21 protein-coding genes and 1 pseudogene are annotated in these 22,632 nt (G+C 64.8%); 9 read left to right on the top strand and 13 right to left on the bottom strand.

Annotated elements, in window-relative coordinates:
• Positions 1-363, top strand: a complete 363-nt coding sequence (locus ACAM42_RS14580; protein WP_070059545.1) for an Hsp20/alpha crystallin family protein — start codon at positions 1-3, stop codon at positions 361-363.
• Between the two features lie 198 nt (positions 364-561).
• Here ACAM42_RS14580 and ACAM42_RS14585 read toward each other — a convergent pair.
• The 5 genes and pseudogenes from ACAM42_RS14585 to ACAM42_RS14605 form a co-directional block, all read right to left on the bottom strand.
• Positions 562-699, bottom strand: a pseudogene (locus ACAM42_RS14585) (IS3 family transposase); the annotation flags it as partial.
• 90 nt (positions 700-789) lie between these two features.
• On the bottom strand, positions 790-1,062 hold the full coding sequence (locus ACAM42_RS14590) for a hypothetical protein (protein WP_095744407.1): 273 nt from the start codon (positions 1,060-1,062) through the stop codon (positions 790-792).
• 10 nt (positions 1,063-1,072) lie between these two features.
• Positions 1,073-1,381, bottom strand: coding sequence for a hypothetical protein (locus tag ACAM42_RS14595; protein WP_139701812.1), 309 nt, complete (start codon positions 1,379-1,381; stop codon positions 1,073-1,075).
• A 227-nt stretch (positions 1,382-1,608) separates the two neighbouring features.
• The gene (locus ACAM42_RS14600) at positions 1,609-2,412 is read right to left on the bottom strand and encodes an alpha/beta fold hydrolase (protein WP_369632452.1); all 804 of its coding nucleotides are present in this window, start codon (positions 2,410-2,412) and stop codon (positions 1,609-1,611) included.
• Positions 2,413-2,430: 18 nt separating this feature from the next.
• Positions 2,431-3,402, bottom strand: a complete 972-nt coding sequence (locus ACAM42_RS14605) for a tripartite tricarboxylate transporter substrate binding protein (RefSeq protein WP_070059270.1) — start codon at positions 3,400-3,402, stop codon at positions 2,431-2,433.
• Positions 3,403-3,518: 116 nt separating this feature from the next.
• Here ACAM42_RS14605 and ACAM42_RS14610 point away from each other — a divergent pair, with 116 nt between their 5' ends.
• On the top strand, positions 3,519-4,454 hold the full coding sequence (locus tag ACAM42_RS14610; RefSeq protein ID WP_070059269.1) for a LysR family transcriptional regulator: 936 nt from the start codon (positions 3,519-3,521) through the stop codon (positions 4,452-4,454).
• A gap of 325 nt (positions 4,455-4,779) precedes the next feature.
• Here ACAM42_RS14610 and ACAM42_RS14615 read toward each other — a convergent pair whose 3' ends face one another.
• On the bottom strand, positions 4,780-4,980 hold the full coding sequence (locus ACAM42_RS14615) for a hypothetical protein (protein WP_070059268.1): 201 nt from the start codon (positions 4,978-4,980) through the stop codon (positions 4,780-4,782).
• Between the two features lie 945 nt (positions 4,981-5,925).
• On the opposite strand from ACAM42_RS14615, the gene ACAM42_RS14620 reads away from it, so the two are divergent.
• Positions 5,926-6,279 (top strand): DUF4148 domain-containing protein, encoded by a 354-nt coding sequence (locus tag ACAM42_RS14620; RefSeq protein WP_235926633.1) that lies wholly within the window; start codon positions 5,926-5,928, stop codon positions 6,277-6,279.
• Between the two features lie 107 nt (positions 6,280-6,386).
• A complete protein-coding gene (locus ACAM42_RS14625; protein WP_167394996.1) occupies positions 6,387-7,790 on the top strand; it encodes an MATE family efflux transporter in 1,404 nt (467 codons plus the stop codon).
• A 164-nt stretch (positions 7,791-7,954) separates the two neighbouring features.
• On the opposite strand, the gene ACAM42_RS14630 is transcribed toward ACAM42_RS14625, so the two are convergent.
• Positions 7,955-9,418 carry an efflux transporter outer membrane subunit gene (locus ACAM42_RS14630; RefSeq protein WP_369632453.1) on the bottom strand — a complete coding sequence of 488 codons (1,464 nt, stop codon included), beginning with the start codon at positions 9,416-9,418 and terminating at the stop codon, positions 7,955-7,957.
• A 96-nt stretch (positions 9,419-9,514) separates the two neighbouring features.
• Between ACAM42_RS14630 and ACAM42_RS14635 the strand changes: the two genes are divergently transcribed.
• The 5 genes from ACAM42_RS14635 (at position 9,515) to ACAM42_RS14655 (ending at position 16,227) form a co-directional block, all read left to right on the top strand.
• Positions 9,515-10,132 carry a TetR/AcrR family transcriptional regulator gene (locus tag ACAM42_RS14635; protein ID WP_070059265.1) on the top strand — a complete coding sequence of 206 codons (618 nt, stop codon included), beginning with the start codon at positions 9,515-9,517 and terminating at the stop codon, positions 10,130-10,132.
• Positions 10,133-10,216: 84 nt separating this feature from the next.
• On the top strand, positions 10,217-11,332 hold the full coding sequence (locus ACAM42_RS14640; RefSeq protein WP_070059264.1) for an efflux RND transporter periplasmic adaptor subunit: 1,116 nt from the start codon (positions 10,217-10,219) through the stop codon (positions 11,330-11,332).
• Positions 11,329-14,406 carry an efflux RND transporter permease subunit gene (locus tag ACAM42_RS14645; protein WP_369632454.1) on the top strand — a complete coding sequence of 1,026 codons (3,078 nt, stop codon included), beginning with the start codon at positions 11,329-11,331 and terminating at the stop codon, positions 14,404-14,406. Before ACAM42_RS14640 ends, ACAM42_RS14645 begins: the two co-directional genes overlap by 4 nt.
• A gap of 40 nt (positions 14,407-14,446) precedes the next feature.
• Positions 14,447-15,253: an oxidoreductase gene (locus ACAM42_RS14650; RefSeq protein WP_369632455.1), complete on the top strand. Its 807-nt coding sequence runs from the start codon at positions 14,447-14,449 to the stop codon at positions 15,251-15,253.
• 59 nt (positions 15,254-15,312) lie between these two features.
• Positions 15,313-16,227: a LysR family transcriptional regulator gene (locus ACAM42_RS14655; RefSeq protein WP_070059261.1), complete on the top strand. Its 915-nt coding sequence runs from the start codon at positions 15,313-15,315 to the stop codon at positions 16,225-16,227.
• 532 nt (positions 16,228-16,759) lie between these two features.
• On the opposite strand, the gene ACAM42_RS14660 is transcribed toward ACAM42_RS14655, so the two are convergent.
• From ACAM42_RS14660 to ACAM42_RS14685, 6 genes are all read right to left on the bottom strand, one after another.
• On the bottom strand, positions 16,760-17,761 hold the full coding sequence (locus ACAM42_RS14660) for an NADP-dependent oxidoreductase (RefSeq protein ID WP_369632456.1): 1,002 nt from the start codon (positions 17,759-17,761) through the stop codon (positions 16,760-16,762).
• Between the two features lie 108 nt (positions 17,762-17,869).
• Positions 17,870-18,700 (bottom strand): alpha/beta fold hydrolase, encoded by an 831-nt coding sequence (locus ACAM42_RS14665; RefSeq protein WP_139701798.1) that lies wholly within the window; start codon positions 18,698-18,700, stop codon positions 17,870-17,872.
• An 11-nt stretch (positions 18,701-18,711) separates the two neighbouring features.
• Positions 18,712-19,698, bottom strand: a complete 987-nt coding sequence (locus ACAM42_RS14670) for an MDR family oxidoreductase (RefSeq protein ID WP_369632457.1) — start codon at positions 19,696-19,698, stop codon at positions 18,712-18,714.
• A gap of 34 nt (positions 19,699-19,732) precedes the next feature.
• Positions 19,733-20,521, bottom strand: coding sequence for an SDR family oxidoreductase (locus ACAM42_RS14675; protein ID WP_070059257.1), 789 nt, complete (start codon positions 20,519-20,521; stop codon positions 19,733-19,735).
• Between the two features lie 60 nt (positions 20,522-20,581).
• Positions 20,582-21,676 carry an alkene reductase gene (locus ACAM42_RS14680; RefSeq protein ID WP_139701796.1) on the bottom strand — a complete coding sequence of 365 codons (1,095 nt, stop codon included), beginning with the start codon at positions 21,674-21,676 and terminating at the stop codon, positions 20,582-20,584.
• Positions 21,677-21,728: 52 nt separating this feature from the next.
• The gene (locus ACAM42_RS14685; protein WP_369632766.1) at positions 21,729-22,574 is read right to left on the bottom strand and encodes an alpha/beta fold hydrolase; all 846 of its coding nucleotides are present in this window, start codon (positions 22,572-22,574) and stop codon (positions 21,729-21,731) included.
• Between the last annotated feature and the right edge of the window lie 58 nt (positions 22,575-22,632).

Genomic DNA, 22,632 nt, shown 5'->3' on the forward strand with positions numbered 1-22,632 from the left:
ATGGATCGTGGGCAGGCGCCACGCTATCAGGGCGCGGCCCTCACACCGCCTGTCGACGTGGTGGAAGACGCCGGGGGCATCACGCTCTACGCCGATCTGCCCGGCGTGTCGCGCGACAAGCTGAATCTTCATGTCGAAGCGGAGACCTTGACCATCGAGGCGGAGTCGGGCCTGAGCGTGCCGGATGACCTGAAGACCAGCCACACCGAGGTCGGCCTGGGCCGGTTTCGCCGCGTCTTCACGCTCAGCAAGGAGCTGGACACCGAGAAGGTGTCCGCCGAGCTGGCGCAGGGCGTGTTGAAACTGCGTATCCCCAAGGCCGAGCATGCCAAGCCGCGGCGAATCAATGTCGAGGTCGGATGAGTCGTAAGGCGAGGGCGCCCGCGGGCGCCCTCAAGAGAGCGTCAACCCGCGTGGGCGGCAAATGTGCAGCGCTTGCGCTCGCCGGCCGCCCGCGAAGGAGCGTCAGTCCAGACGGACGCCGTTCAGCTCCATCGTGATTGCTGACCGCCCCCGACCCGACAGCGGGCATGGTGGCGCGAGCCTGCTCGCTGACCCGGTTACCTTTCTGGCCGTGCGCTTAGTCTTCAGTGAACTGAAGAAGCTCTCCATGGCCGAGCTGCCCCAGACCTCGCCCGCACGGCTCATACTGCAGGAAATACTTGGTTCCTTGAGCAGCTCCTGGAAGTGCTCGCTGGTAACAGCGGACGGTCGGCGCCGACCGCCAATCAAAGGAATCCAGTTGTTCAATTAAGCAGCGCTGCGCGCCGGCCGTAGCTCACCCGAGCATCACCCCGGACTCGGCCGTGCATCGCCGGGCGCGGCAGCGCTCCGCGCGGACCCCGTGATCGCCCACACGTCGACCTTGGATTTTGCGAGGCGTCTCAGCCGGTCGCGGACTTCCTTGGTACGGCGGCCCTGGGTGCCGACGGCGAGCCGGGCCTTGAACTCGTCGTCGGCGAACAAGTCCGCGTGGCCGAAGATCTGGTCGCCGGCGCGGTCGACCTGGATCGCGATATTGAAGCCCCGGTAGGGGATGCGGCTGGACGTCTTCGAACGCATGGCGGCCTCCCTACATCAGGCGGGTGCGGATTGCGTGGGGCAGCTTCGCGCGCCACCGCGACGCGGCACCGCGCCACGGGCCCTGTGCGGCCACGGGGTAGTGGATGCGTTCGAGTTCGGCGCGGCCTTTTTCGGTGATGGCGAGCACCTGGGCGGCGTCGGGGCTGCCCGAGAGGGTGAGGGGATCCGACGGCGCGGGCGTCAGCGCGATCACGAGGCCGGCGGCCCGCAGCAGCTTGATCTGGTCGATCTCCGCCCGGGTCCGGAAGGTCGCCGGCAAGGGGGAACCGGCAAGTTGTTTGAGCATGTCCATGGCCATGGCTTTGTCCTCCATTTCTCTACGACCAACTTGGAACGGGAGAAAAATAGGACGTCTCAGCAGCGTCTTCAAGGGGCGGTTGCGGAGCGCAAGGCAACAGAATGTATCGGAGCTTTCGAGCACAGGCGAGAGAAGAGCTCCGAGCTGCTCGCCAGCGTGGGCCGGGTCGTGAGCGCGCTTTTGCATGGAGGCAAGCTCCGAGATTCAGAAGTCGCTGCACAGCAGACCTAGGAGTCGGCGCGTCGTCTCAAGAAGTCGAACACCGTCTGATTGAACTCCAGCGGCTTCTCGAAGTACGCAGAATGCGCGGCCTCCTCGACGACAACGACCTCGCTTTCTGGCAGGCGCTGGCCGAGTTCGCGCATGACCGCCGGCGGAACAATCGGGTCTTCGGCGCCAACGAGAAACATCGTCGGGCAAGCCAGCTGGTCGATCTCAGCGACGGCAAGCAGGTTCTCGGGCTGGTTCAGACGCAGTACGGCCTCGCGCCAGGCTTCGGGCTCAATACTGTGAGCGCTCGGGTTGAAGTGGTTGATCTGCGCGTAAAGCGCTGCAAGCGCGGGCTGCGCCTTCAAGAACCAGGCGCCCAGCGAGCGCTGCTCGATGCTTACCGCGGAAACTGTCTTAAAGCGCCGCTCGATGCTGTCGACCAGCGTCGGGTGGTCGATGGCCAGCGACGTGTCGCAAGCGACGAACGCGGCGACGCGCTCGGGATGGCGCAGCGCGAGCCGCAGCCCGATCATCCCGCCAAGCGATTGGCCGACGACCGTCGCACGCTCGATGCCTTCGCGCGCCAGTACCGCCAAGGCATCGCCGACAAAGAGCTCCAGCGAGAACTCCTCCGGCGGCGCCACCGAACGACCGAAGCAGCGGATGTCCATCGTGAGACAGGTGTACTGCGGCGTGAAGGCCGGCAATTGCTGCCACCAGGTGGCGGCGTTCGATCCGGCTCCGTGCAGGAACAGGATCGCCGGGCCGGCGCCGTGGCGCTCGTAGTAGATGTCGCGTTTGTTCGATGTGACAAAAGGCATGAGGGATGGGCTTGGGTTTCAGTTGGCCTTGAGTTGCAGGCTGCGTGTGAGTGCACCCCAGCGCTCGGTATCGCTCTTGACGACGCGCGTGAACTCGTCGGGCGTCATCGTCATCGGCGTGATGCCTTCGGCGTCGAGCTTCTTTTGCAGCTCCGGCCTCGTCATCGCTTCGCGCACTGCTTCGTTGACCTTGCGCACGACTTCGGGCCGCGTCTTCCTCGGTGCCGACAGGCCCACCCAGGAGATCACCGTCAGCTGCTTGTAGCCCAGCTCCTCGAAAGTCGGAACTTGAGGGAGCTCGGGGCTGCGCTTCGGGCTGGACACCGCCAGCACCCTGAGCTTGCCGCTCTGGATGTACTGCATCGACCCGCTCGGCGGAATCACGGTGACAGCGACCTGGCCTCCCAGCACATCCATCAGCGCCGGCGCGCCGCCCTTATAGGGGATGTGCACGAACGAGGTTTGTGTCGCCTTCTGCAGCAGTTCCATCAACAGATGGCCGGTGCTGCCGGCGCCCGAGCTCGCGTAGTTGATCGCGCCCGGCTCGCGTCTGGCGCGGGCGATCAGATCGGCGAAGGACTCGATGCCGGACTGGCTGTTGACCACCAGCCATTGCGCGCCGCCGCCGATCATTGCGACGTGGGTGAAGTCATTGACGATGTTGAAGGGCACGTTGTCGTACATGCCTTGGGCGATCGTGTTCACCATGCCCGTCATCGTGAGCGTGTAGCCGTCGGATGGGGCCGCGGCGCCCGCCTGGGCACCGATGATGTTGCCGGCACCAGGCTTGTTGTCGATCACCACCGGTTGCTTGAGCAACGACGCCAGCTCCTGCGAAAGCGGTCGCATGGTGCGGTCGTAGGCGCCGCCGGGCGGGGTCGGCACGATCACCCGGATCGGCTTGGATGGCCAGACCTCGTCCTGCGCATGGGCCGAAAAGGCGCCGAGCAGGCAACAGACAACCGCGAGCAGCGGCCATTTTTTTTTCACGTTTTGTCTCCTGTCGCGTGGCTTGCTGCCCGCCGTTTGTGGAGTTGCCATCATTCCTGAGCAAGCCATCGGCGACAAATTAAAAATGACGCTCTTCCATTAGACTTTCCGATATCTTGAGCCATGACGCGTCCGTCCTCTTCAACCGCCTGCTCGCGCGCGGCAAGTTTCGGCATGTGCAGATCCTCTTGAAAGTGGCAGAGCTGGGCAGCCTCCAGCGGGCGGCGGACTCGATCGGCATGACGCAGTCGTCGGTGACCCAGGGCCTCGCGTACCTGGAACGGCTGCTGGAAGTTCAGCTCTTCGAGCGGCATGCGCGCGGCGCGCGACCCACGCAGGCGTGCGAAGACCTCTTGCCCGTTGCGCGTCGCATGCTGATCGGCGTCGCCGACGGCGCCGAGGTCGTCACCGCGCGACGGCAACGCATCGGCGGCGCCATCCGCCTCGTCGCCTCGGTCGGCGCGATGAACGGGCTCCTGCTCAACGTGCTGCCTCGCTTCGCGCAACGGCATCCGGATGTCACCGTTCACCTCTCGGAAGCCGAAGGGGACGATCAACTGCTGGCTATCGCACGTGGCGAGGCAGATCTCGTGGCATGCCGACGGCCTCCCGTGATCCCGGAAGGCTGGCAGTTCATGCCGGTGCGCGAAGATCGTTTCGCGGTCTTGGCGCGCGCAGACCATCCGCTGGCGCGCAAGCGTTCCCTGGGCTGGCCGCAACTCGCCGACGAGACCTGGCTACTCGCCCCCACGGGTTCGGCCGCCCGTGAGCGATTCGACGAATTGACCGCGAATCTGCCTCACCCGATCCGCACCTATCCGGTCGTCACTCGTTCAACGGCCATGTTGTGGTGGCTCTCGCAGCAAGAAAACCTACTGTCGTTCCTGCCGCTTAACTTCGTGCGGCCCCTCCTCGATGCCGGTTTGCTGCGCGAGTTGAAGCTACGGCCGCTTTACATGCTCGAGCCACTCGGCTTGATGTTCCCGATCGCAGGACCGTTCGGGGCGTGGCGGCAACTGGTCGACTTTATGAACCCTGAAGTACCGCATTGACAGAGTTTGCGGTGGGCTCGCGGCGCTGCTGTCGATCTGCACCATGGCGCGTGGGGCCGGCCTCGGGTGCCTTGCAGGCAGCGTCCCCTCAGTGCGCGATATCGTGACGTCCTTGGTGTAGCCCGGCAATGAACAGAGGGGATTTGCTTGCAAGCCATGCTGCCTTCGACTGAACCCATGAGTAACTGCTCCGTCTCGCGTCGCTGCCGCGCGCCCCGATGTCCAAGGTTGGCGGCCGTGTCGATCGCGGAAGGGATGATGCCTTCGAGAAGGCCCGGGGGAGCATCAGCACCTTCGACGTTTGCGCCACCCACAACGATGCCGTTCACCCGCTGAGCATCCGCGTCGCGCCCTTGACCAGGGCGTTGTGCAACTCCTGCGTCACGCGCGACGCAGTCAGTACCACCAGCGGCACCATGATCCGCTGCCCGCAGCGGCCTGGGCTGTACGCCCGCGTAGCGATGCAACGCAAAGGGCGCAGGCAGGTGCAGCCACGGCCGGCGCCGATCTGGGCGAAGACATGCAACGGATCGGGTGCTGGAAGGCGGCGAATGGAATGTGACACTTGACTCTGAGGTGACGTTCCGATTTCGTCAGAGCGATGGGCAGCTAATCGACGATACCGATGGCTTGGATGCAGTGGCCGCCTTTCGCGCGGCAAAGAGCCGCGCCCTACGCGAGGGCCTCCGATGGGCCCCTGCTTTTTCTATCGGCCGCAAATCTGGTGAATGGCATGTTGGTGCTCGGCAGTCCCAATTGGGAGGGCAGATCTCTATCGTCGTTGGCGCTGACGGCTCAATAAAGTCGACGTCGGTCAATCCGAAATAGAGGCGACTGTCGCTGCGTACCTGCCGCTCGCAGGGACGAGCTGCCGGCCTGGGTGCAGCATGTTCCTACCGTTTGCGGTGCGTTCTCAGCCGCCGATAAGGGAGCATTGACGTGCCTTTGGTTATCGTCGGTTAGGTCTGCGGCGTTCGGCTTCGGGCTCCGGTGCTGGCAGTCCACTGCTCGAGAGAGTCAATGTGCGAATGAGCATTAGCATGGCGACGCGGCGTTGATATCTACGAGCAGATGGGTGCACCCGGGCGAATCGAAGCTCTCGTTACAGCAGACAAACGTAAGAGGTTTGATCGCGATGTGACGTGTGAACTAGTTTTCCGATCCGCGCCTGATGTGTGCATGCCGCTTTTACGAGCGCAGGTCTTTCCGATTCCTCTCTGGCGATCAATCTCAGGACGAACGACTGGAACGCGCGCTCCAGACGTTCGGGCGCGCGACTTGATCCTCAAAGCCCGCCGGGACGGGCATGCTGGAAGGCCCGTTGCTGCGATGCAGAAGGTTTCGGCTACGGAAACGTGGCGTGTCTTGATCGCATGACTGCCGAAGTCGAATTTGGCGCAAGACTTAATCTGCAGGTTCTCGAGACGAGACCCGCAAGCGTTTTGCTCCAACCTTTTTCTTTGGAACCTCCATGAACCTCACGACAGCCATGAAGATCGTATCGGCCCCCGTTCTGACCCTCCTGGTCGCGGCCGGCGCCCACGCAGAGGCGTACGACGGTGTGCACAAGGCCTTCTCCAGCAAGACGCGCGATGAGGTGAATGCCGAGGCCGTGCGCACCGCCAAAGCGCCCGACCAGAACGTGGTTCGCGGTTCTCGCGGTCCCGAGACCATGGCTGTTTCGACGGCGCGGTCTCTCGTTGAAGCCGAGGCCGTTCACTACAACCTGCGGCCCGACCAGAATGTCGGCTCCGGCTCTCGTGTGAACAGCAAAGTTATTTCGACGATGCCGCACCCGGCCGATCTGCGCGCCAAGGCCAATTGAGCAACGACTGCTTCACGCTCCGCGTGCGGTAAGAAAAAAACGGTCGGCAGGAGAGCCCGGAGTTGCGGGTGCCCATCACGCACATGCCAGCCAAAGGTGGACACCTGATGACAACTTCCCTCACTGCTGACGCCGCCAGAGCCTTGGAGCCAGCCCCTTTGCCCGCCAAGGTCAACTCGGGCGTCGCCAACCCCTTGCTGCACGCGCCGCTGCTGCCGCTGTTGATTCGCCTCGCGGTGCCCACGGTCGCCGTGATGCTCATGCAGACGGTGCTGAGCGTGGCAGAAACCTACTTCGTGAGCGGGCTGGGTGTCGACGCTATCGCAGCGGCCTCGTTAGTCGTGCCCGTCATGTTGCTTATGACCATGGTCTCCAACGGCGGTGTCGGAGGCGGGGTTTCTTCGGCGGTCGCGCGGGCGCTCGGCGGCGGGCGGCAAGACGAAGCCGAAAGTCTCGTGTGGCACAGCGTCGTGATCGCGATCATCGCAGGCGGACTGTTCGCCTTGGCTGTGATCGCCGCGGGTCCGATGCTCTACCGTGAACTGGGTGGAACAGGTGCGTCCTTGCAGCAGGCGATTCGATACTCGGACATTCTCTTTGGCGGCGCGGTGCTGTTCTGGATTCCGACGTTGCTGCAGTCAGCCTTGCGAGGTGCGGGCAACGTCAGAACTCCAGCACTGATCATGCTCGGCGGCGTTGGCGTCGGGCTCATTATTTCTCCCGTCCTGATCCTGGGTTGGCTGGGGTTTCCGCGGATGGGCGTCGCCGGTGCGGGCGTGGCGCAGGTGTTGTGCAGTGCAGGCTCGCTCGTGGCGATCGTTGCCTCCATGCGATCCGCGGGCTCGAGGCTTCGACTTCGTCGGCACCCGCTACGGCGTGATCACTTCGGTGCCATCCTTGGCGTTGGCTTGCTGTCGACCCTCAACGCGGCGATGACGACGCTTTCAATTGCCGCGATCACAGCGGCTGCAGGCGCCTTCAACGTGTCGACGATCGCGGGCTACGGTATCGCGTCTCGACTGGAAATGTTGCTGGTTCCCGTGATGTTCGGCTTTGGCACCGCCGCCGTCACCGTGGTTGGAACCTGCATTGGCGCCGGCGATGTGGTGCGTGCGCGGCGCGCTGCGCTGGTGAACGCATTGTTCGTTGCTGGGTTGCTCGAAGTGCTGGGCCTCGGCGTGGCATTCTTTCCTGGACTGTGGATGTCTCACTTCGCGAGCGACCCCGACGTATTGGCCGTCGGGGAGCAGTACCTGAGGGTGATGGGCCCGGTGTTCGGCTTCATTGCCGTCGCGTTGTCACTGTATTTCGCGGGGCAGGGCGCGCGGCGCGTCGGCTGGCCGCTCGCGGCCGGTGTCTTGCGCTTCGCGTGCGCGCTGTCCGCAGCGGCGCTGGTGTTCGCGGGGAGGCTCAGCCTCGAGTCTGCCTTCCTGCTGGTGGCTGGGGGCGCCATCGTCGGCGCCGCAGTGACGGTGTGGGGCTTCGCCCGAGGAGATTGGGGAAGACGCTAGAGTCACACGCTTCGTGCTGCGGCACAGGAGGTTTGTAGCTGTACATCTGTGCGATGTCGCTGCGTCTCTCTGTCCTTCGGCGTGGAGGTCGGACGAACCGGTGTTTTCGAGCGCAACGGGCGAGTCTGTCGGATCGCCCGGGTTGCCGGGACGTATTCAGTGTCTCAATGCGAGCGGATGGCCACCGCTTCGAGGGGCTCAGCCTGCCAGCCGCCGCCCAGCGCCTTGAACGCGCTGACCGCCGCGCGCGCCGACTCCGTTTGCGCCTGCGCTCTCGCATCGGCCACGCGCAGCAGGCTCTCGTCCGCCTGCAACACTTCGATCAGGCTGACGACACCTCGCTGATAAGCCGCGAACGATGCCCCTCGCGCGCGACCGAGCGATGCCTCGCCCTGCGCGAGCAAGGCGGCTTGTTCTTCACGCTTGACCAGGGCGGAGAAGGCGTTCTCCACGTCTTCGGTCGCACGCAGTGCAGCGAGCCGGTAGGCTGCGAGCAACTCCGCGTCCTGCCCCTTGGCGAGTGCAATCTGCGCGTCGATGCGCCCGAAGTCGAACAGCCGCCAGCGCAGGCCGAGCAGGGCCGCAGCCTGGCTGGCGCCGCCGGTGAACAGATTGCCGCTGGCCACGGACGTGGCGCTGCCGATCGTTCCCCCCAGTGAGAGTTTCGGGTAGTACTCGGCCATGGCCACGCCAATGCGCGCGTTCGATGCCGCAAGGCGCCGCTCGGCAGCGATCAGGTCGGGCCGCCGCCGCAGCAAATCGCCGGGTGATCCGGTGGCGCCGATGCGCGGTGCGACAGGAATGACACCCCCCGCCGCCAATTCGGAGCGGTGCGCGCCCGGCGTCGCGCCCAGCATCACGTCGAGCGCGTTCATGGCCGCGGCCTCGCCCGCCTCCAACACTGGCACAGATGCACGGACCTGCGCCAGGGCACCTTCGGCTTGCCTCAGTTGGAGTTCGGCGGCCAGCCCCTTGCCGTAGAGGAGGTTGATCTTCGACAGCAGGTCCTGCTGCGTGGCGACTTGCCGCCGTGCCACGTCGAGGCGGGCCTGTAGACCGCGCAGCGTGATGTAGATGTCTGCGGTCTGCGCGGCCACGGCCAGGCGCGTGGCGGTCGCGCCGGCCTCCGATGCCTGGTAGTCGGCCAGCGCTGCCTCGCGTCCCCGGCGCAGGCCGCCGAAGATGTCCAGCTCCCAGCTTGCGCCGAGACTCGCTTCGTAGGCGTTGCCGTAGCGATCGAACCCTGGCTGCGAGTTCAGCACCTGGCCCAGCGGCGTCTCCACCGACTGGTAGGCCCTGGCGGCTTGTCCGCCGAGATTGCCTGAAGGCAGCAGTGCCGCATTCGCCGCACCGAGCCCGGCCCGGGCCTGCGCCACGCGGGCGGATGCCTGTGCAAGGTCAAGATTCTGTTTCAGAGCGAGTTCGACATAGCGGGCCAGTCGTGCATCGCCGAAGCCGGTCCACCACGCCACCAGCTCGGCGTTGGCCGTGGCGGATCGCCGGTCGAGGGATGTCTCGCCGATGAAGCGGTCCGGCAGGCTCGGGGCAGGTCGGACATAGTCAGGCCCGGCAGCGCAGCCTGCGAGGAGGCTGAACAGCAGGGGCAGGGCAAGAGTACGTTGGGACATGGGTTGCTCCGGGACGGCGGACAGGAAAAGGTGTGTGACTATAATTCAATATGGTCACTTGTTGTCGTTTGTTTGTCCGGGCGGTAAGCTCTGGTCATGAGCAATGCAACTTCTTCTCCGCCTGTAGCGCGGGGGCCGGCCGATCACGACGTGCGCGCGCAGATCGTCGTCGCGGCCACCGAGCACTTCAGCCAGTACGGGTACGAGAAGACCACGGTTTCCGACCTCGCCAAGGCCATCGGCTTCTCCAAGGCGTACATCTACAAGTTCTTCGAGTCCAAGCAGGCGATTGGCGAAATGATCTGCGCGAACTGCCTGCGCGAGATCCAGGAGGGCATCCGCGTGGCGGTCGACGGGGTCGAAAGCCCGCCCGAGAAGCTGCGCCGTATGTTCAAGGCCATTGTCGATTTGGGCCTGCGCCTGTTCTTCCAGGACCGCAAGCTCTACGAGATCGCCATCTCGGCGGCCAGCGAGCGCTGGCCGTCGGCCATTGCCCATGAAGAGTGCATCCGCCAGATGCTCATCGAGCTGCTGAAGCAGGGCCGCGAGTCGGGCGACTTCGAGCGCAAGACGCCGATCGACGAGGCGGCGGCGGCCATTTATCTGGTCATGCACCCCTATATCAACCCCGTGATCCTGCAGCTCAGTGCTCACTACACGGACCAGGCGCCGGCCCAGCTGTCGGGTCTGGTGCTGCGCAGTCTATCTCCTTGAAGATATAAATCGGCCGTGACCATTGACTAAAATGGTCACTGTTATCAGAATCGGGGTCCTGATCGATTCGTCTATGGGCCCCTCATGCATTCGCGCCGCTTCCTTACATCTGCACTTGTCTGCGCCTTGCCGTTCGCGCTGGCCGCCTGCGACGACAAGGCGCCGCCCGATCCGCGCACCCAGGCGCCGCTGGTGCGCGCAGCCACCGTCCAGACGGCCGCGTCGGCATCGCGCTCGTTCACCGGCACCGTGGCCGCGCGGGTTCAAACCGACCTGGGTTTCCGCGTCTCCGGAAAGGTGCTGGAGCGCTTCGTGGACGCGGGCCAGACGGTCAAGCGCGGGCAGTTGCTCATGCGCATCGACCCGGTCGACCTGAGGTTGGCGGCGCGTGCCCAGCAGGAGGCTGTCAGCGCTGCACGGGCGCGTGCAAAGCAGGCGAGCGACGAAGAAGCGCGTTACCGCGATCTGCGCGGCACCGGCGCCATTTCCGCCTCGGCGTACGACCAGGTCAAGGCGGCGGCGGATGCGGCCCAGGCCCAGCTCGGTGCGGCCGAAGCGCAGGCCGAGGTTGCGCGCAATTCCAATCGTTATTCGGAACTCGTTGCCGACGCAGACGGCACGGTGCTCGAGACGCTGGCCGAGCCTGGCCAGGTCGTCAACCCCGGGCAGCCGGTGGTCCGCTTGGCGCAGGCCGGGCGCAGGGAGGCCGTGGTCCAGTTGCCGGAAACGCTACGTCCGGTCATCGGCTCCGTCGGCCAGGCCACGCTGTTCGGCAGGGAAGGTGTTGCGGTGGCCGTCAAGCTCAGGCAACTCTCCGATGCAGCCGACAAGCTCACGCGGACCTTCGAGGCGCGCTATGTGCTTGATGGCGAGATGGTCAACGCGCCACTCGGGGCCACGGTGACGGTTCACGTCGGGGATGGCAAGGTCGTCGCGAAGAACGGTGTGCAGGTGCCCATCGGCGCCCTGTTCGACGCCGGCAAGGCGCCGGGGGTCTGGGTCATCACCGGTGATCCGGCGAAGGTGCACTGGCAGCCGGTAACGGTGGAGTCGCTGGAAGACGACCGCGCCCAGATCACGGGCGAGCTCAAGCAGGGCGATCGCGTGATCGCACTCGGCGCGCACCTGCTGCGCGAGGGTGAAGAGGTGCGCGTTGCCGGCGCGGCCGCGGCGCCTGCGGGTGGCGGAGCCCGTCCATGAGCGAAGGCCGTTTCAATCTGTCGGCGCTCGCAGTCCGTGAGCGCGCTATCACCCTGTTCCTGATCCTGCTGATCTCGCTGGCCGGCCTCGTCGCTTTCTTCAAGCTGGGGCGCGCGGAAGACCCGGCCTTCACGATCAAGGTGATGACCATCATCACGGCCTGGCCCGGCGCCACGGCGCAGGAAATGCAGGACCAGGTCGCCGAGAAGGTCGAGAAACGCCTGCAGGAACTGCGCTACTACGATCGCGCCGAGACCTACACGCGGCCCGGTCTCGCGTTCACCACGCTGACCTTGCAGGACAGCACGCCACCCTCCAAGGTGCAAGAAGAGTTCTATCAAGCACGAAAGAAGGTCGGCGACGAAGCGGGCAATCTTCCGGCGGGCGTGATTGGCCCGATGATCAACGACGAGTACGCCGACGTCACCTTCGCCCTCTTCGCACTCAAGGCCAAGGGAGAGCCGCAGCGCGTGCTGGTGCGCGATGCGGAAACGCTGCGCCAGCGGCTGCTGCACGTGCCGGGCGTGAAGAAGGTGAACATCGCCGGCGAGCAGCCCGAACGGATCTACGTCGAGTTCGCGCACGACCGGCTGGCCACACTGGGCATCGGCCCGCAGGATGTGTTCGCCGCGCTCAATGCCCAGAATGCGCTGAGCCCGGCCGGGTCGGTAGAAACCAAAGGTCCGCAGGTCTTCATTCGCCTGGACGGTGCCTTCGACACCTTGCAGAAGATCCGGGACACGCCGGTGGTCGCGCAAGGGCGCACCCTGAAGCTGTCGGACGTCGCCACGGTCAAGCGCGGCTATGAAGACCCAAGCACCTTCATGATCCGCAACGGCGGCGAACCGGCCCTGCTGATCGGCGTCGTGATGAAAGAGGGTTGGAACGGGCTCGACCTGGGCAAGTCGCTGGACGCGGAAGCCCGCGCCATCAATGCCGAACTGCCGTTGGGCCTGAGCCTGTCGAAGGTCACGGACCAGTCGGTCAACATCGCCGCATCGGTCGACGAATTCATGATGAAGTTCTTCGCGGCCTTGCTGGTCGTGATGCTGGTGAGCTTCCTGAGCATGGGCTGGCGCGCGGGCCTGGTTGTCGCTGCAGCCGTGCCGCTCACGCTGGCCGTGGTCTTCGTGGTCATGGCCGCCACCGGCAAGAACTTCGATCGCATCACGCTCGGCTCGCTGATCCTGGCGCTGGGCCTGCTGGTGGACGACGCCATCATCGCCATCGAGATGATGGTGGTGAAGATCGAAGAAGGCTACAGCCACATCGCTGCATCGGCCTATGCGTGGAGTCACACGGCGGCGCCGATGCTCTCGGGCACGCTGGTCACCGCCGTCGGCTTCATGCCCAACGGCTTTGCGCCATCGACTGCGGGCGAGTACACGAGCAACATGTTCTGGATCGTCGGCATCGCGCTGATCGCGTCCTGGGTCGTGGCGGTGGTGTTCACCCCGTACCTGGGCGTGAAGCTGCTGCCGAACTTCAAGAAAATCGAAGGCGGCCACGCCGCGATCTACGACACGCCGCGCTACAACCGCCTGCGTCGCGTGCTCGAGCGCGTGATCGCACGCAAGTGGCTGGTCGCGGGCGCCGTCATCGCGCTGTTCGTGCTGTCCATCCTCGGCATGGGTGTTGTGAAGAAGCAGTTCTTCCCGATCTCCGACCGCCCCGAGGTCCTGGTCGAGGTGCAGATGCCTTATGGCACGGCCATCACGCAGACCAGCGATGCGACGGCGAAAGTCGAGGCCTGGCTGTCCAAGCAAGCCGAGGCACAGATTGTCACGTCCTATATCGGCCAGGGCGCACCGCGCTTCTTCTTCGCCATGGGCCCGGAACTGCCGGACCCGTCCTTCGCCAAGATCGTCATCCGCACAGCCAGCCAGGAAGAGCGTGACGCCCTGAAGCTGCGGCTGCGCGAGGCCATCGCGCAGGGCTTGGCGCCCGAGGCGCGACTGCGGGTGACCCAACTGGTGTTCGGCCCGTACTCGCCGTTCCCGGTGGCCTACCGTGTCACGGGGCCGGATGCAAACGAATTGCGGAAGATCGCGGCCGACGTGCGTCAGGTCATGGATGCGAGCCCGATGATGCGCACCGTCAGCACCGACTGGGGCACCCGCACGCCCGCGCTGCACTTCACCTTGAATCAGGACCGTCTGCAGGCCGTGGGCCTGAGCTCCAATGCCGTGGCGCAACAACTGCAGTTCCTCTTGAGCGGCGTGCCTGTGACGACCGTGCGCGAAGACATCCGCACCGTGCAGGTCGTCGCCCGTTCGGCGGGCGACACGCGTCTCGACCCGGCCCGCATCGCGGACTTCACGCTCGCCGGTGCCGGCGGCCAACGCATTCCGCTGTCGCAAGTCGGCCAGGTCGAGATGCGCATGGAAGAGCCGGTCATGCGGCGACGCGACCGCGTGCCCACCATCACGGTGCAGGGCGACATCGCCGACGGAACGCAGCCGCCGGACGTGTCGAACGCGATCACCAAGCAGCTGCAGCCGATCATCGACAAGCTGCCCGCGGGCTACCGCATCGTCCAGGCCGGCTCCATCGAGGAATCGGAGAAGGCGACCGCGGCGATGCTGCCGCTGTTCCCGATCATGCTGGCGGTCACGCTTCTGATCATCATTCTCCAGGTGCGCTCGATGTCGGCGATGGTCATGGTGTTCCTTACCAGCCCGTTGGGACTGATCGGTGTGGTGCCAACTCTGCTCATCTTCCAGCAGGCATTTGGCATCAATGCGCTGGTTGGGCTCATCGCGCTGTCGGGGATTCTGATGCGCAACACGCTGATTCTGCTGGGGCAGATCCACCACAACGAGCAGGAGGGGCTGGACCCTTTCCACGCGGTGGTCGAGGCTACGGTGCAGCGAGCGCGGCCCGTGATCCTGACGGCGTTGGCGGCGATCCTCGCGTTCATTCCGCTGACGCATTCGGTGTTCTGGGGCGCATTGGCGTACACGCTGATCGGCGGCACTTTCGCGGGGACGATCCTGACGCTGGTGTTCCTGCCGGCGATGTATTCGATCTGGTTCAGGATCAAACCAGGCAACGCGACCCAGCCCGCGCACTGATGCGCTTCATCATCATTCATCAAGATCGAAAGAACCAGTCATGTCGAGTTCATCAGTCGTCGTAGTGACTGGCGCGTCCTCGGGCATCGGACGTGCCGCCGCGGAAATGTTCGTGGCGCGAGGCTGCCGGGTTTTCGGCACCGTTCGCGAGTTGCGCAAGGCACCCGCGCTGCCTGGTGTGGAGTTCATCGAAATGGACGTCCGCGACGAAGGCTCTGTCCAGAGGGGCATCGAATCCGTCATCGACCGGGCCATGCGCATCGACGTGCTGGTCAACAACGCGGGAATGATGATGATCGGCGCGGTCGAGGAAACCGCGACAGCCGAGGCTGCAGTGCTGTTCGATACCAACGTTTTCGGCATGCTCCGCACGACGCGCGCGGTGCTCCCGTACATGCGTGAAAAACGCCGCGGGCGAATCGTCAACGTGAGTTCCGTGCTCGGTGTGCTTCCGGCTCCGTACATGGGACTCTATGCGGCCACCAAGCACGCAGTGGAAGGGCTGTCGGAGTCGCTGGACCATGAAGTGCGCCAGTTCGGCATTCGTGCCACGCTGGTGCAGCCGGCCTTCACCCGGACCAACCTCGATGCCAATGCGCCCCGTGTCAAGGCGCGGATCGCGGGCTATGACCGCGAACGCGAACTGGTGACGCTCTCCGTGGCCGAGAGCGTGAGCAGTGCGCCCGAGCCGCACGGCGTGGCGAGCACCATCGTCGAGGCGGCGCTGGGCCCGTGGCGAATGCGTTGCACGCCGCCGGGGGAGGCGTCTCTGTTGACGAAATTGCGCCGCTTCATGCCGGCGGGACCGGTGGATGCGGGCCTGAGGAAAAAACTCGGGCTCGTCTGAGCACCTGTCCGAGATGCTCGTACCGAGCGTCGCCCTGACCAACAAGAAGGAGAACATTTGTGGACAGCCTGGATCTCCTGCGCACATTCAGCGAGGTCGCCACTTCGGGGAGCTTCTCCCGCACGGCCAAGCATCTTTCGCTGTCCAAGGGCACCGTCAGCAAATACATCGCGGCACTCGAGAGCCGGTTCGGTGTCAGATTGCTGAACCGGACCAGCCATGCCGTCAGCCTGACGGACGCTGGCGCCTTGCTGCTCGAAAGAAGCAGGCCCATGCTCGAACTGGCCGACGTCACGCAAGCCGAGCTCCAGGACCGCGCGCGGATCCCCAGCGGGCGCGTGCGCATCTCGGCGCCTTACGGCATGGAACTGACCGAATTGCCGGCATTGATCAACGCCTTTCTTGGCCACTATCCGGAGGTCAGCATCAGTCTCGTGCTCACAAACCGCATGGTCGATCTTGCGGAGGAAGGCGTCGACATCGCGCTTCGCTTCGGCGCGTCAGCCAATGAGAACCTGATCGTTCGAAAACTGGTATCGATGGAGCTCACTGTCTGCGCGGCTCCCGTTTACTGGCGTAAGCATGGTGTGCCAGCTCATCCGGGCGAACTTGCGCATCACATCGCGCTGTTCAGCAGCCATCTGAATCCGCTGCCCAAGTGGCGCTTCGAAGTCGACGGTCAGCCACTCGAGGTCCCGGTCCGTGGACCGTTGGATGCGACGGAAGCCAGTCCGCTCATCCAGGCGGCGCTGCTTGGCGCAGGCGTTGTCTACTTGCCCTCGGTGATGCTCGCGCCTTACGTCGAGAGCGGGCGACTGGTGCCCGTGCTGTCGGAGTTCGTTCGCAGCGACATGTGGCTGTCCGCTGTGTACCTGGAGCGCCGGCACAGCACGGCGGTGCATCGGGCACTGCTGGATTTTCTCGTGAGCCGGTTGAAGCCTACAGGTTCGCGGATGAGGATCGACGCGCAGTGAGCTGGCAACGTGCGAAGGATGCGCGCCTCCCTGCGGGTTGTCACTGAAGCGAGCAGGATCGCGCAACCAGCTTGCAGCGGCGTGACCAGGCGCCCTGATGTCGTCCGCTGGGACGGCCACGTCGTAGTCGAAGTCCTTCGGGATCTCGAAGGTTTCGAACTCCGCGTTTCTGCGGGAGACCTTTGATGTGGATTCCCACGCTCATTGGCCCCACTTTTCCATCGAACGCTGACCCGCTTCTGCGCACCGATGCGCAGAACCACAGGCGTGCGCGTTGGAATACAGGCGGTTCAAGCGTCAGCGAAAATGTGGGTCCACGCGTCGATGGCCGCACCGATGCCGCTAGATGCGCCGGTCACCAGTGCGCGCTTGCCGATGCGGGCGGTTGTGTATGAACTCAAGGTCGATCTCCTGGTCATGCAGAGCGGGTACAGAACGCCAAGGCCACCGGAGGCTTGCGCGTCGGCCGTGCGATGGCCTGAGTCGGCGGGGCAAGGGCCTGATCAAAGACGCTAGCGCAGGCAGGCGGCAGCTACACCACTTGCACCACGACCTTGCCCTTGGCGCGCCCACTGTCGACGTAGGCCAACGCTTTGTGGGTGTCCTGAAATGGGAACACTTTGTCGACGATCGGGCGGATGGCGCCTGACTCGATGAGGGCGGTGATCTCTCGCAACTGCGCCCCATCGGCCCGCATGAAGACGAAGGTGTAGTGGCCCCCGTTCTTCTTTGCCTTGTTCCTGATGCCGAAACTCAACAGGCGCAGCACTTGCCTGAGCGGCCAGGCCAGTCCTCGCGCGATGGCGAACGCCGGGGTGGGCGGCCCCGAGATGGAGATGAGATGCCCGCCCGGCTTGAGAACCTGGAGGGATTTGTTCAGCTCGCCGTTGCCGAGGCTGTTCAACACCACGTCGTAGTCGCGGAGCACCGTGGCGAAATCCTGCTGCTTGTAATCGATGACGACGTCCGCGCCCAAGGCCTTCACCCAGGCGACGTTGGCCGTGCTGGTGGTCGTGGCCACGAATGCCCCGAGATGCTTGGCAAGCTGGATGGCGATGGTGCCGACGCCGCCGGAGCCGGCATGGATCAGGACCTTCTGCCCCTTTTTCAGCTTGGCGGTTTCGACCAGCACCTGCCAGGCGGTCAGGGCCACCAGAGGAACGGATGCGGCCTCGACCATGCTGAGATTCTTGGGCTTCAGCGCCAGCGACGATTCCTTGACGGCGATGAACTCAGCGAAGGTGCCGATGCGATCGTCGTCGGGGCGCGCATAGACCTCGTCGCCCGGTTTGAAGCTGCGAACGCGAGCGCCGACCCGCTCAACCGTACCGGCCAGGTCGTTGCCCAGGATCAGGGGGAAGTGGTAGGGAAGAATCAATTTGAATTCGCCGCTCTTGATCTTCGAGTCCAGGGCATTGATGCTCGCCGCGTGGATCTGGATTAGGACGTCATCGTCCCGCACCTCGGGCTCGGGCGTTTCGCCGATGCGGCCAACTTCATTCTTTCCGTAACGATCGATGATGAACGCTTTCATGGGCGACCTTTTTCCAGAGTGTTTGATTGAATGCGCTTCGGGCAGCCCCGCCCCACAGGGGGCGGTCGGGAAAGTCGGCCTGAAGCCGGTTGCAAAAGATGCCGTCGTTCAGTCATTGAGAAAGGCCAGCGCCTTGGGCACGAATTCGCCGTGATACTGGAAAATCCCGCCATGCCCAGCGTCTTTGTAGATGACCAGTTGTGAGCCTGGGATGCGACGCGCCATGTCGTGACTGTTCACGGTGGGAACCATGATGTCGTTGTCGCCATTGGCGATCAACACAGGGATGCGGATGCCGCCCAGATCCTGGGGCGCCTGCTGGCCCCAGGCCTTGATGGCCTTCAGCTGTCGCAGGAAGGCAGGGGGCATCGGTTCCTTGTCCCGATCCGCCTTGCGCTCCTTCAGTCGCTCCAGGAAGGCTTTCGCGGCTTGACGACCGTTGGCCGTGGAGGTGAAGAACAGAAAGGTCTTCGGATCCCGCAGCGTCAGCAGGCCTTTGACTATCAGCGGCCAGGAGACCGCTCCGACCCGTTCGATGCCTGTGCCGCCTGCCGGCCCTGTGCCGGTCAGGATGAGTCGGCGCACCAGGCCGGGGGCTTTCAGCACGATGTCCTGCGCCACGAATCCTCCGAGGGAGAAGCCAAGCAGATCAATCTTCTCGAAGCCCAGTGCGTGGACCAGCGCGATCGCATCCCGCGCCATCGCATCGATGGTCACAGGCGCTGTTCCGCCTGAAGCGCCGATCCCTCGGTAGTCGATGGCGATGATGCGATGCCTGCGGGCAAGTCCATCGACGATCCGCGGGTCGAAATTGTCGAGGACCGCGCCCCAGTGGTTGAGCAGGACCAGAGGCACGCCATCGCGCGGCCCCAGGTCGCGGTACGCGAATGCAGTCCCGTCGACATCGATCGAGAGGTTGGGAGCGTCGATGAAGGGCATGCGCGATCCGGTCAGGCGTTCACATCCACGATGGTGCGCCCCTGGACCTTCCCTGCGAGTACCTGGCTGGCAACGTCAGGAACCTCTGCCAATCCGATCACCTTGGTGGTCCGTGCCAGCTTGTCCAGGTCCAGGTCGCTGGCCAGACGCGACCACGCCTGCAGCCGCGCAGGCTGCGGCGCATTGACCGAGTCGATACCGGCGAGGGTGACGTTGCGCAGGATGAAGGGCAGGACGGATGCCGGCAGGTCCGCGCCCTGTGCGAGCCCGAAGGCCGCGACCACGCCGCGATACCGGGTCTGCGCCAGGACGTTTGCCAAGGTATGGCTGCCGACCGAATCGATGGCCCCGGCCCATCGCTCCTTGGCGATCGGTGCGCCCGCTTCGGACAGGGTGTGACGGTCGATGATGTCCGCCGCGCCCAGCGCACGCAGGTAATCGGATTCCTCGAGACGCCCGGTCGACGCGATCACGCGATAGCCCAGGCTCGACAGCAGCGCGATCGCCACGGAGCCGGCGCCGCCATTGGCGCCCGTCACCAGGATGTCGCCGTGCTCGGGCGTCAGGCCACCATGCTCGAGCGCGAGCACCGACAGCATGGCGGTGTACCCGGCGGTGCCGACGGCCATGGCATCCCGGGTCGAAAACACCTCGGGAACCTTGACCAGCCAATCACCGCTCACCCGCGCCTTTTGCGCAAAGCCGCCGTGGTGCGTCTGGCTCAGTCCCCAGCCGTTGGCCAGCACACGGTCGCCGGCTGCGATGCCGGGATAAGTCGACGACTCGACGACACCGGCAAAGTCGATGCCCGGAATCAGCGGAAACTGGCGAATGACCGGTGACTGGCCACTGAGCGCCATCGCGTCCTTGTAGTTCACCGTCGAGTACTCGACCGCGACGGTGACGTCGCCCGGCATCAGGTCCTCTTCCTTGAAGTCGACCAGGCTGCTTGAAATGGTGTCGCCGGTCTTGCTGGCGAGCAGTGCCTTGAATGTCATGTGCTGTTCCTTCCGTTCTGGCGTTCTTGCCGTTTCAGGCGGCGGTTCGATAGCGCTCCGCCACGTGCGCCTGCCGAATGTCCGCGACCAGGGCCTGACGTGCCGTGTTCAGCACTTCCCAGCGCGCGGCATCGTGCAACGGCGGGATGGTCACGAGTTCACGGCGGTCGAATCCGGTCAGCGCGGCATCCACCAGCTCTTCTACTCCCATCAGGTCGGGCATCGCACGGGTATCGATGCCCGCGCGCTCCCAGATCTCGGTGCGGGTGCCGGCCGGCAACACCGCCTGCACGTAGACGCCCTTGGGCGCGAGCTCCAGGCTCAACCCCTGGGACAGGAACAGCACGAAGGCCTTGGTCGCGCCGTAGACCGACATGCCGAACTCGGGCGCCAGGCCGACCACCGAGCCGATGTTGACGATCGCGCCTTTGCCGGCCTGCACCAGGCGCGGGGCGATGGCGCTCGCCAGCCTCACGAGTGCGGTGGTGTTGAGGCTGACCAAGCGGGCGACATCGTCTGTCGACTGGTCGATGAACGGGCCGGACAGTGCGGCCCCGGCGTTGTTGATCAGGGTCTCGATCCTGGCGTCCTCGCGCAGTCGCGTCTCGACGGCGGCCAGGTCGCCGGGTTGGGTCAGATCGGCCGCAAGGATATCGACGGCAGCGCCGGTTTCCTCACGCAGGCGCGCCGCGAGCGTTTCCAGCCGCGCCTTGTCGCGCGCCACCAGCACGAGGTCGTGGCCGCGGCGTGCGAAGCGGTCGGCATAGATGGCGCCAATGCCGGTCGAGGCGCCCGTGATGAGAACAGTGGAATGAGAGGTCATGTGTTTTGCTCGCGATCGAAAGGGTGAGTCCATGCCGCGATATGCAGCGTGGAAAAACGACTACCGGACGCTGGAATCAGCGAGGGTCGGATAGTCGATGTAGCCTTTGGCGCCACCGCCATACAGCGTGGTGGGGTCCAGCGCGGCGAGGGGTGCGCCAATCTCCAGCCTTTCGACCAGATCGGGGTTGCTGATGAAGGGGCGGCCGAAGACGAACAGGTCGGCCTTGTCCTCGATCAGGCGGGCGTTGGCCAGTTCGAGGTCATACCCGTTGTTGGCCAGGTAGGTGTTCTTGAAGCGAGTGCGCAAGGCGTCGAAATCGAACGGTGCGGCATCGCGCGGACCCCCGGTGGCGCCTTCGACCACATGCAGGTAGACGATGCCCATCGCATTGAGTTGCTCGGCGATGTAGTCGTACTGCGACTGCGGATCGCTGGACGAAATGGCGCCGGCCGACGACACCGGCGAGAGGCGCACACCGGTGCGTTCGGCACCGATTTCCTTCGCCACGGCGGCCGTGACTTCGAGCAACAGGCGCGCGCGGTTCTCGATGGAGCCGCCGTACGCGTCCGTCCGGGTGTTGGCACCGTCCTTGATGAACTGCTCCAGCAGGTAGCCGTTGGCACCGTGGACCTCGACGCCGTCGAACCCCGCAGTGATCGCATGGGCCGCAGCCTGGCGGAAATCCTCGACGATGCCTGGAATCTCATCCAGGGTCAGGGCACGTGGCTCGGAGACGTCATGAAAACCGTTGTTGACGAAGGTCTTGGTCGCGGCGCGGATGGGGGAGGGGGCCACCGGCGCGGTGCCACCAGGGCGCAGGTCGACGTGGGAGATACGGCCCACGTGCCACAACTGCACGAAGATCCGCCCGCCCTTGGCGTGAACGGCGTCGGTCACCTTGCGCCAGCCGTCGATCTGCTGCGGCGTGTACAGGCCCGGGGTGTCCTGGTAGCCCTGGGCATCGGCCGAGATCTGGGTGGCCTCGGTGATGATCAGGCCCGCCGAGGCGCGCTGACCGTAGTAGGTGGCGGCGTACTCGCTGGGCACTAGACCAGCGCCTGCCCGATTGCGCGTCAGCGGCGCCATCACGATGCGGTTGGACAGTTGGAGTGAGCCAAGTGTGTAGGGCTCGAAGAGCGTCTTGTCAGTCATGCTTGTTTGCTGTGTCGTCGTTGATCGGGCGGGGACGGGATGCGCTACGGCATCACTCCTCGAGGAACTGGATCGCGTGTTGCAGGAAGCGCTCGGGACACTGGAACTGCGCACCGTGTCCGGCGTCGGGATAGATCAACAGCTGCGCGTTGGGAATGTTCTGCGACAGATGCCAGGAGTTGATCGTGGGAATCATGATGTCGTCGACGCCGTTGAGCACCAGGGTGGGCTGCGTGACGGCGTTCAGGAAGGCATAGGGGTTCGCACCCGGCAACGGCTGCAGGTAGGCGGCGTGCGCCTCGGCTTGGGCTTGAGCGACGGCCATCGAGCTGGGCGGGTCCTGGTCGGCGCGCTGGTGGCGGCGCTCCCAGAAGGCCAGACCCGCCTGCTTGGCAGCTTCCGAGCGGCCGAAGAACAGGTAGAGAAAGTCATCCGCGGTCGGCACGGGGTTCGGCGCGACCTCCAGCACCCTGGGCTCCATCTTCGGATCGCCGCCGCGCAGTCCGGTGCCGAGCAGGACGAGCTTTCGAACCAGTTGCGGGTGACGCAGCACGACCTCCTGCACCTGGAAGCCCCCGATCGAGAAACCAAGCAGATCGACCTGGGACAGACCCAGCGCCCGGATCACCAGGGCGATGTCGTCCGCCATGTCTTCGATCCGGTTGCGGGGCGTGCCGGTCGAGGAGGCAATGCCGCGACCGTTGTAAAGGATGACCTCGCGGCCTGCGGCCAGACCATCGGTCAACAGGGGATCCCAGTGGTCCAGGCCGCCGCGGAAATGTTGGACGAAGAACAGAGGGGGCTGTCCGCTGGAGGTGTTGCCCCAGCGGCGATAGGCGAATTTTTCGCCATCCACTTCGACGAAGCGGGTGGGTGCGGTCAGGTGGGTATCGCTCATTTTCGGAAGCCTTCCAAGGTAAGTTGGCTTAATGATGTCGATCATCATCTTTGATGTC

It is taken from the genome of Variovorax sp. V35 (assembly GCF_041154465.1).
Classification (GTDB): Bacteria; Pseudomonadota; Gammaproteobacteria; order Burkholderiales; family Burkholderiaceae_C; genus Variovorax; species Variovorax boronicumulans.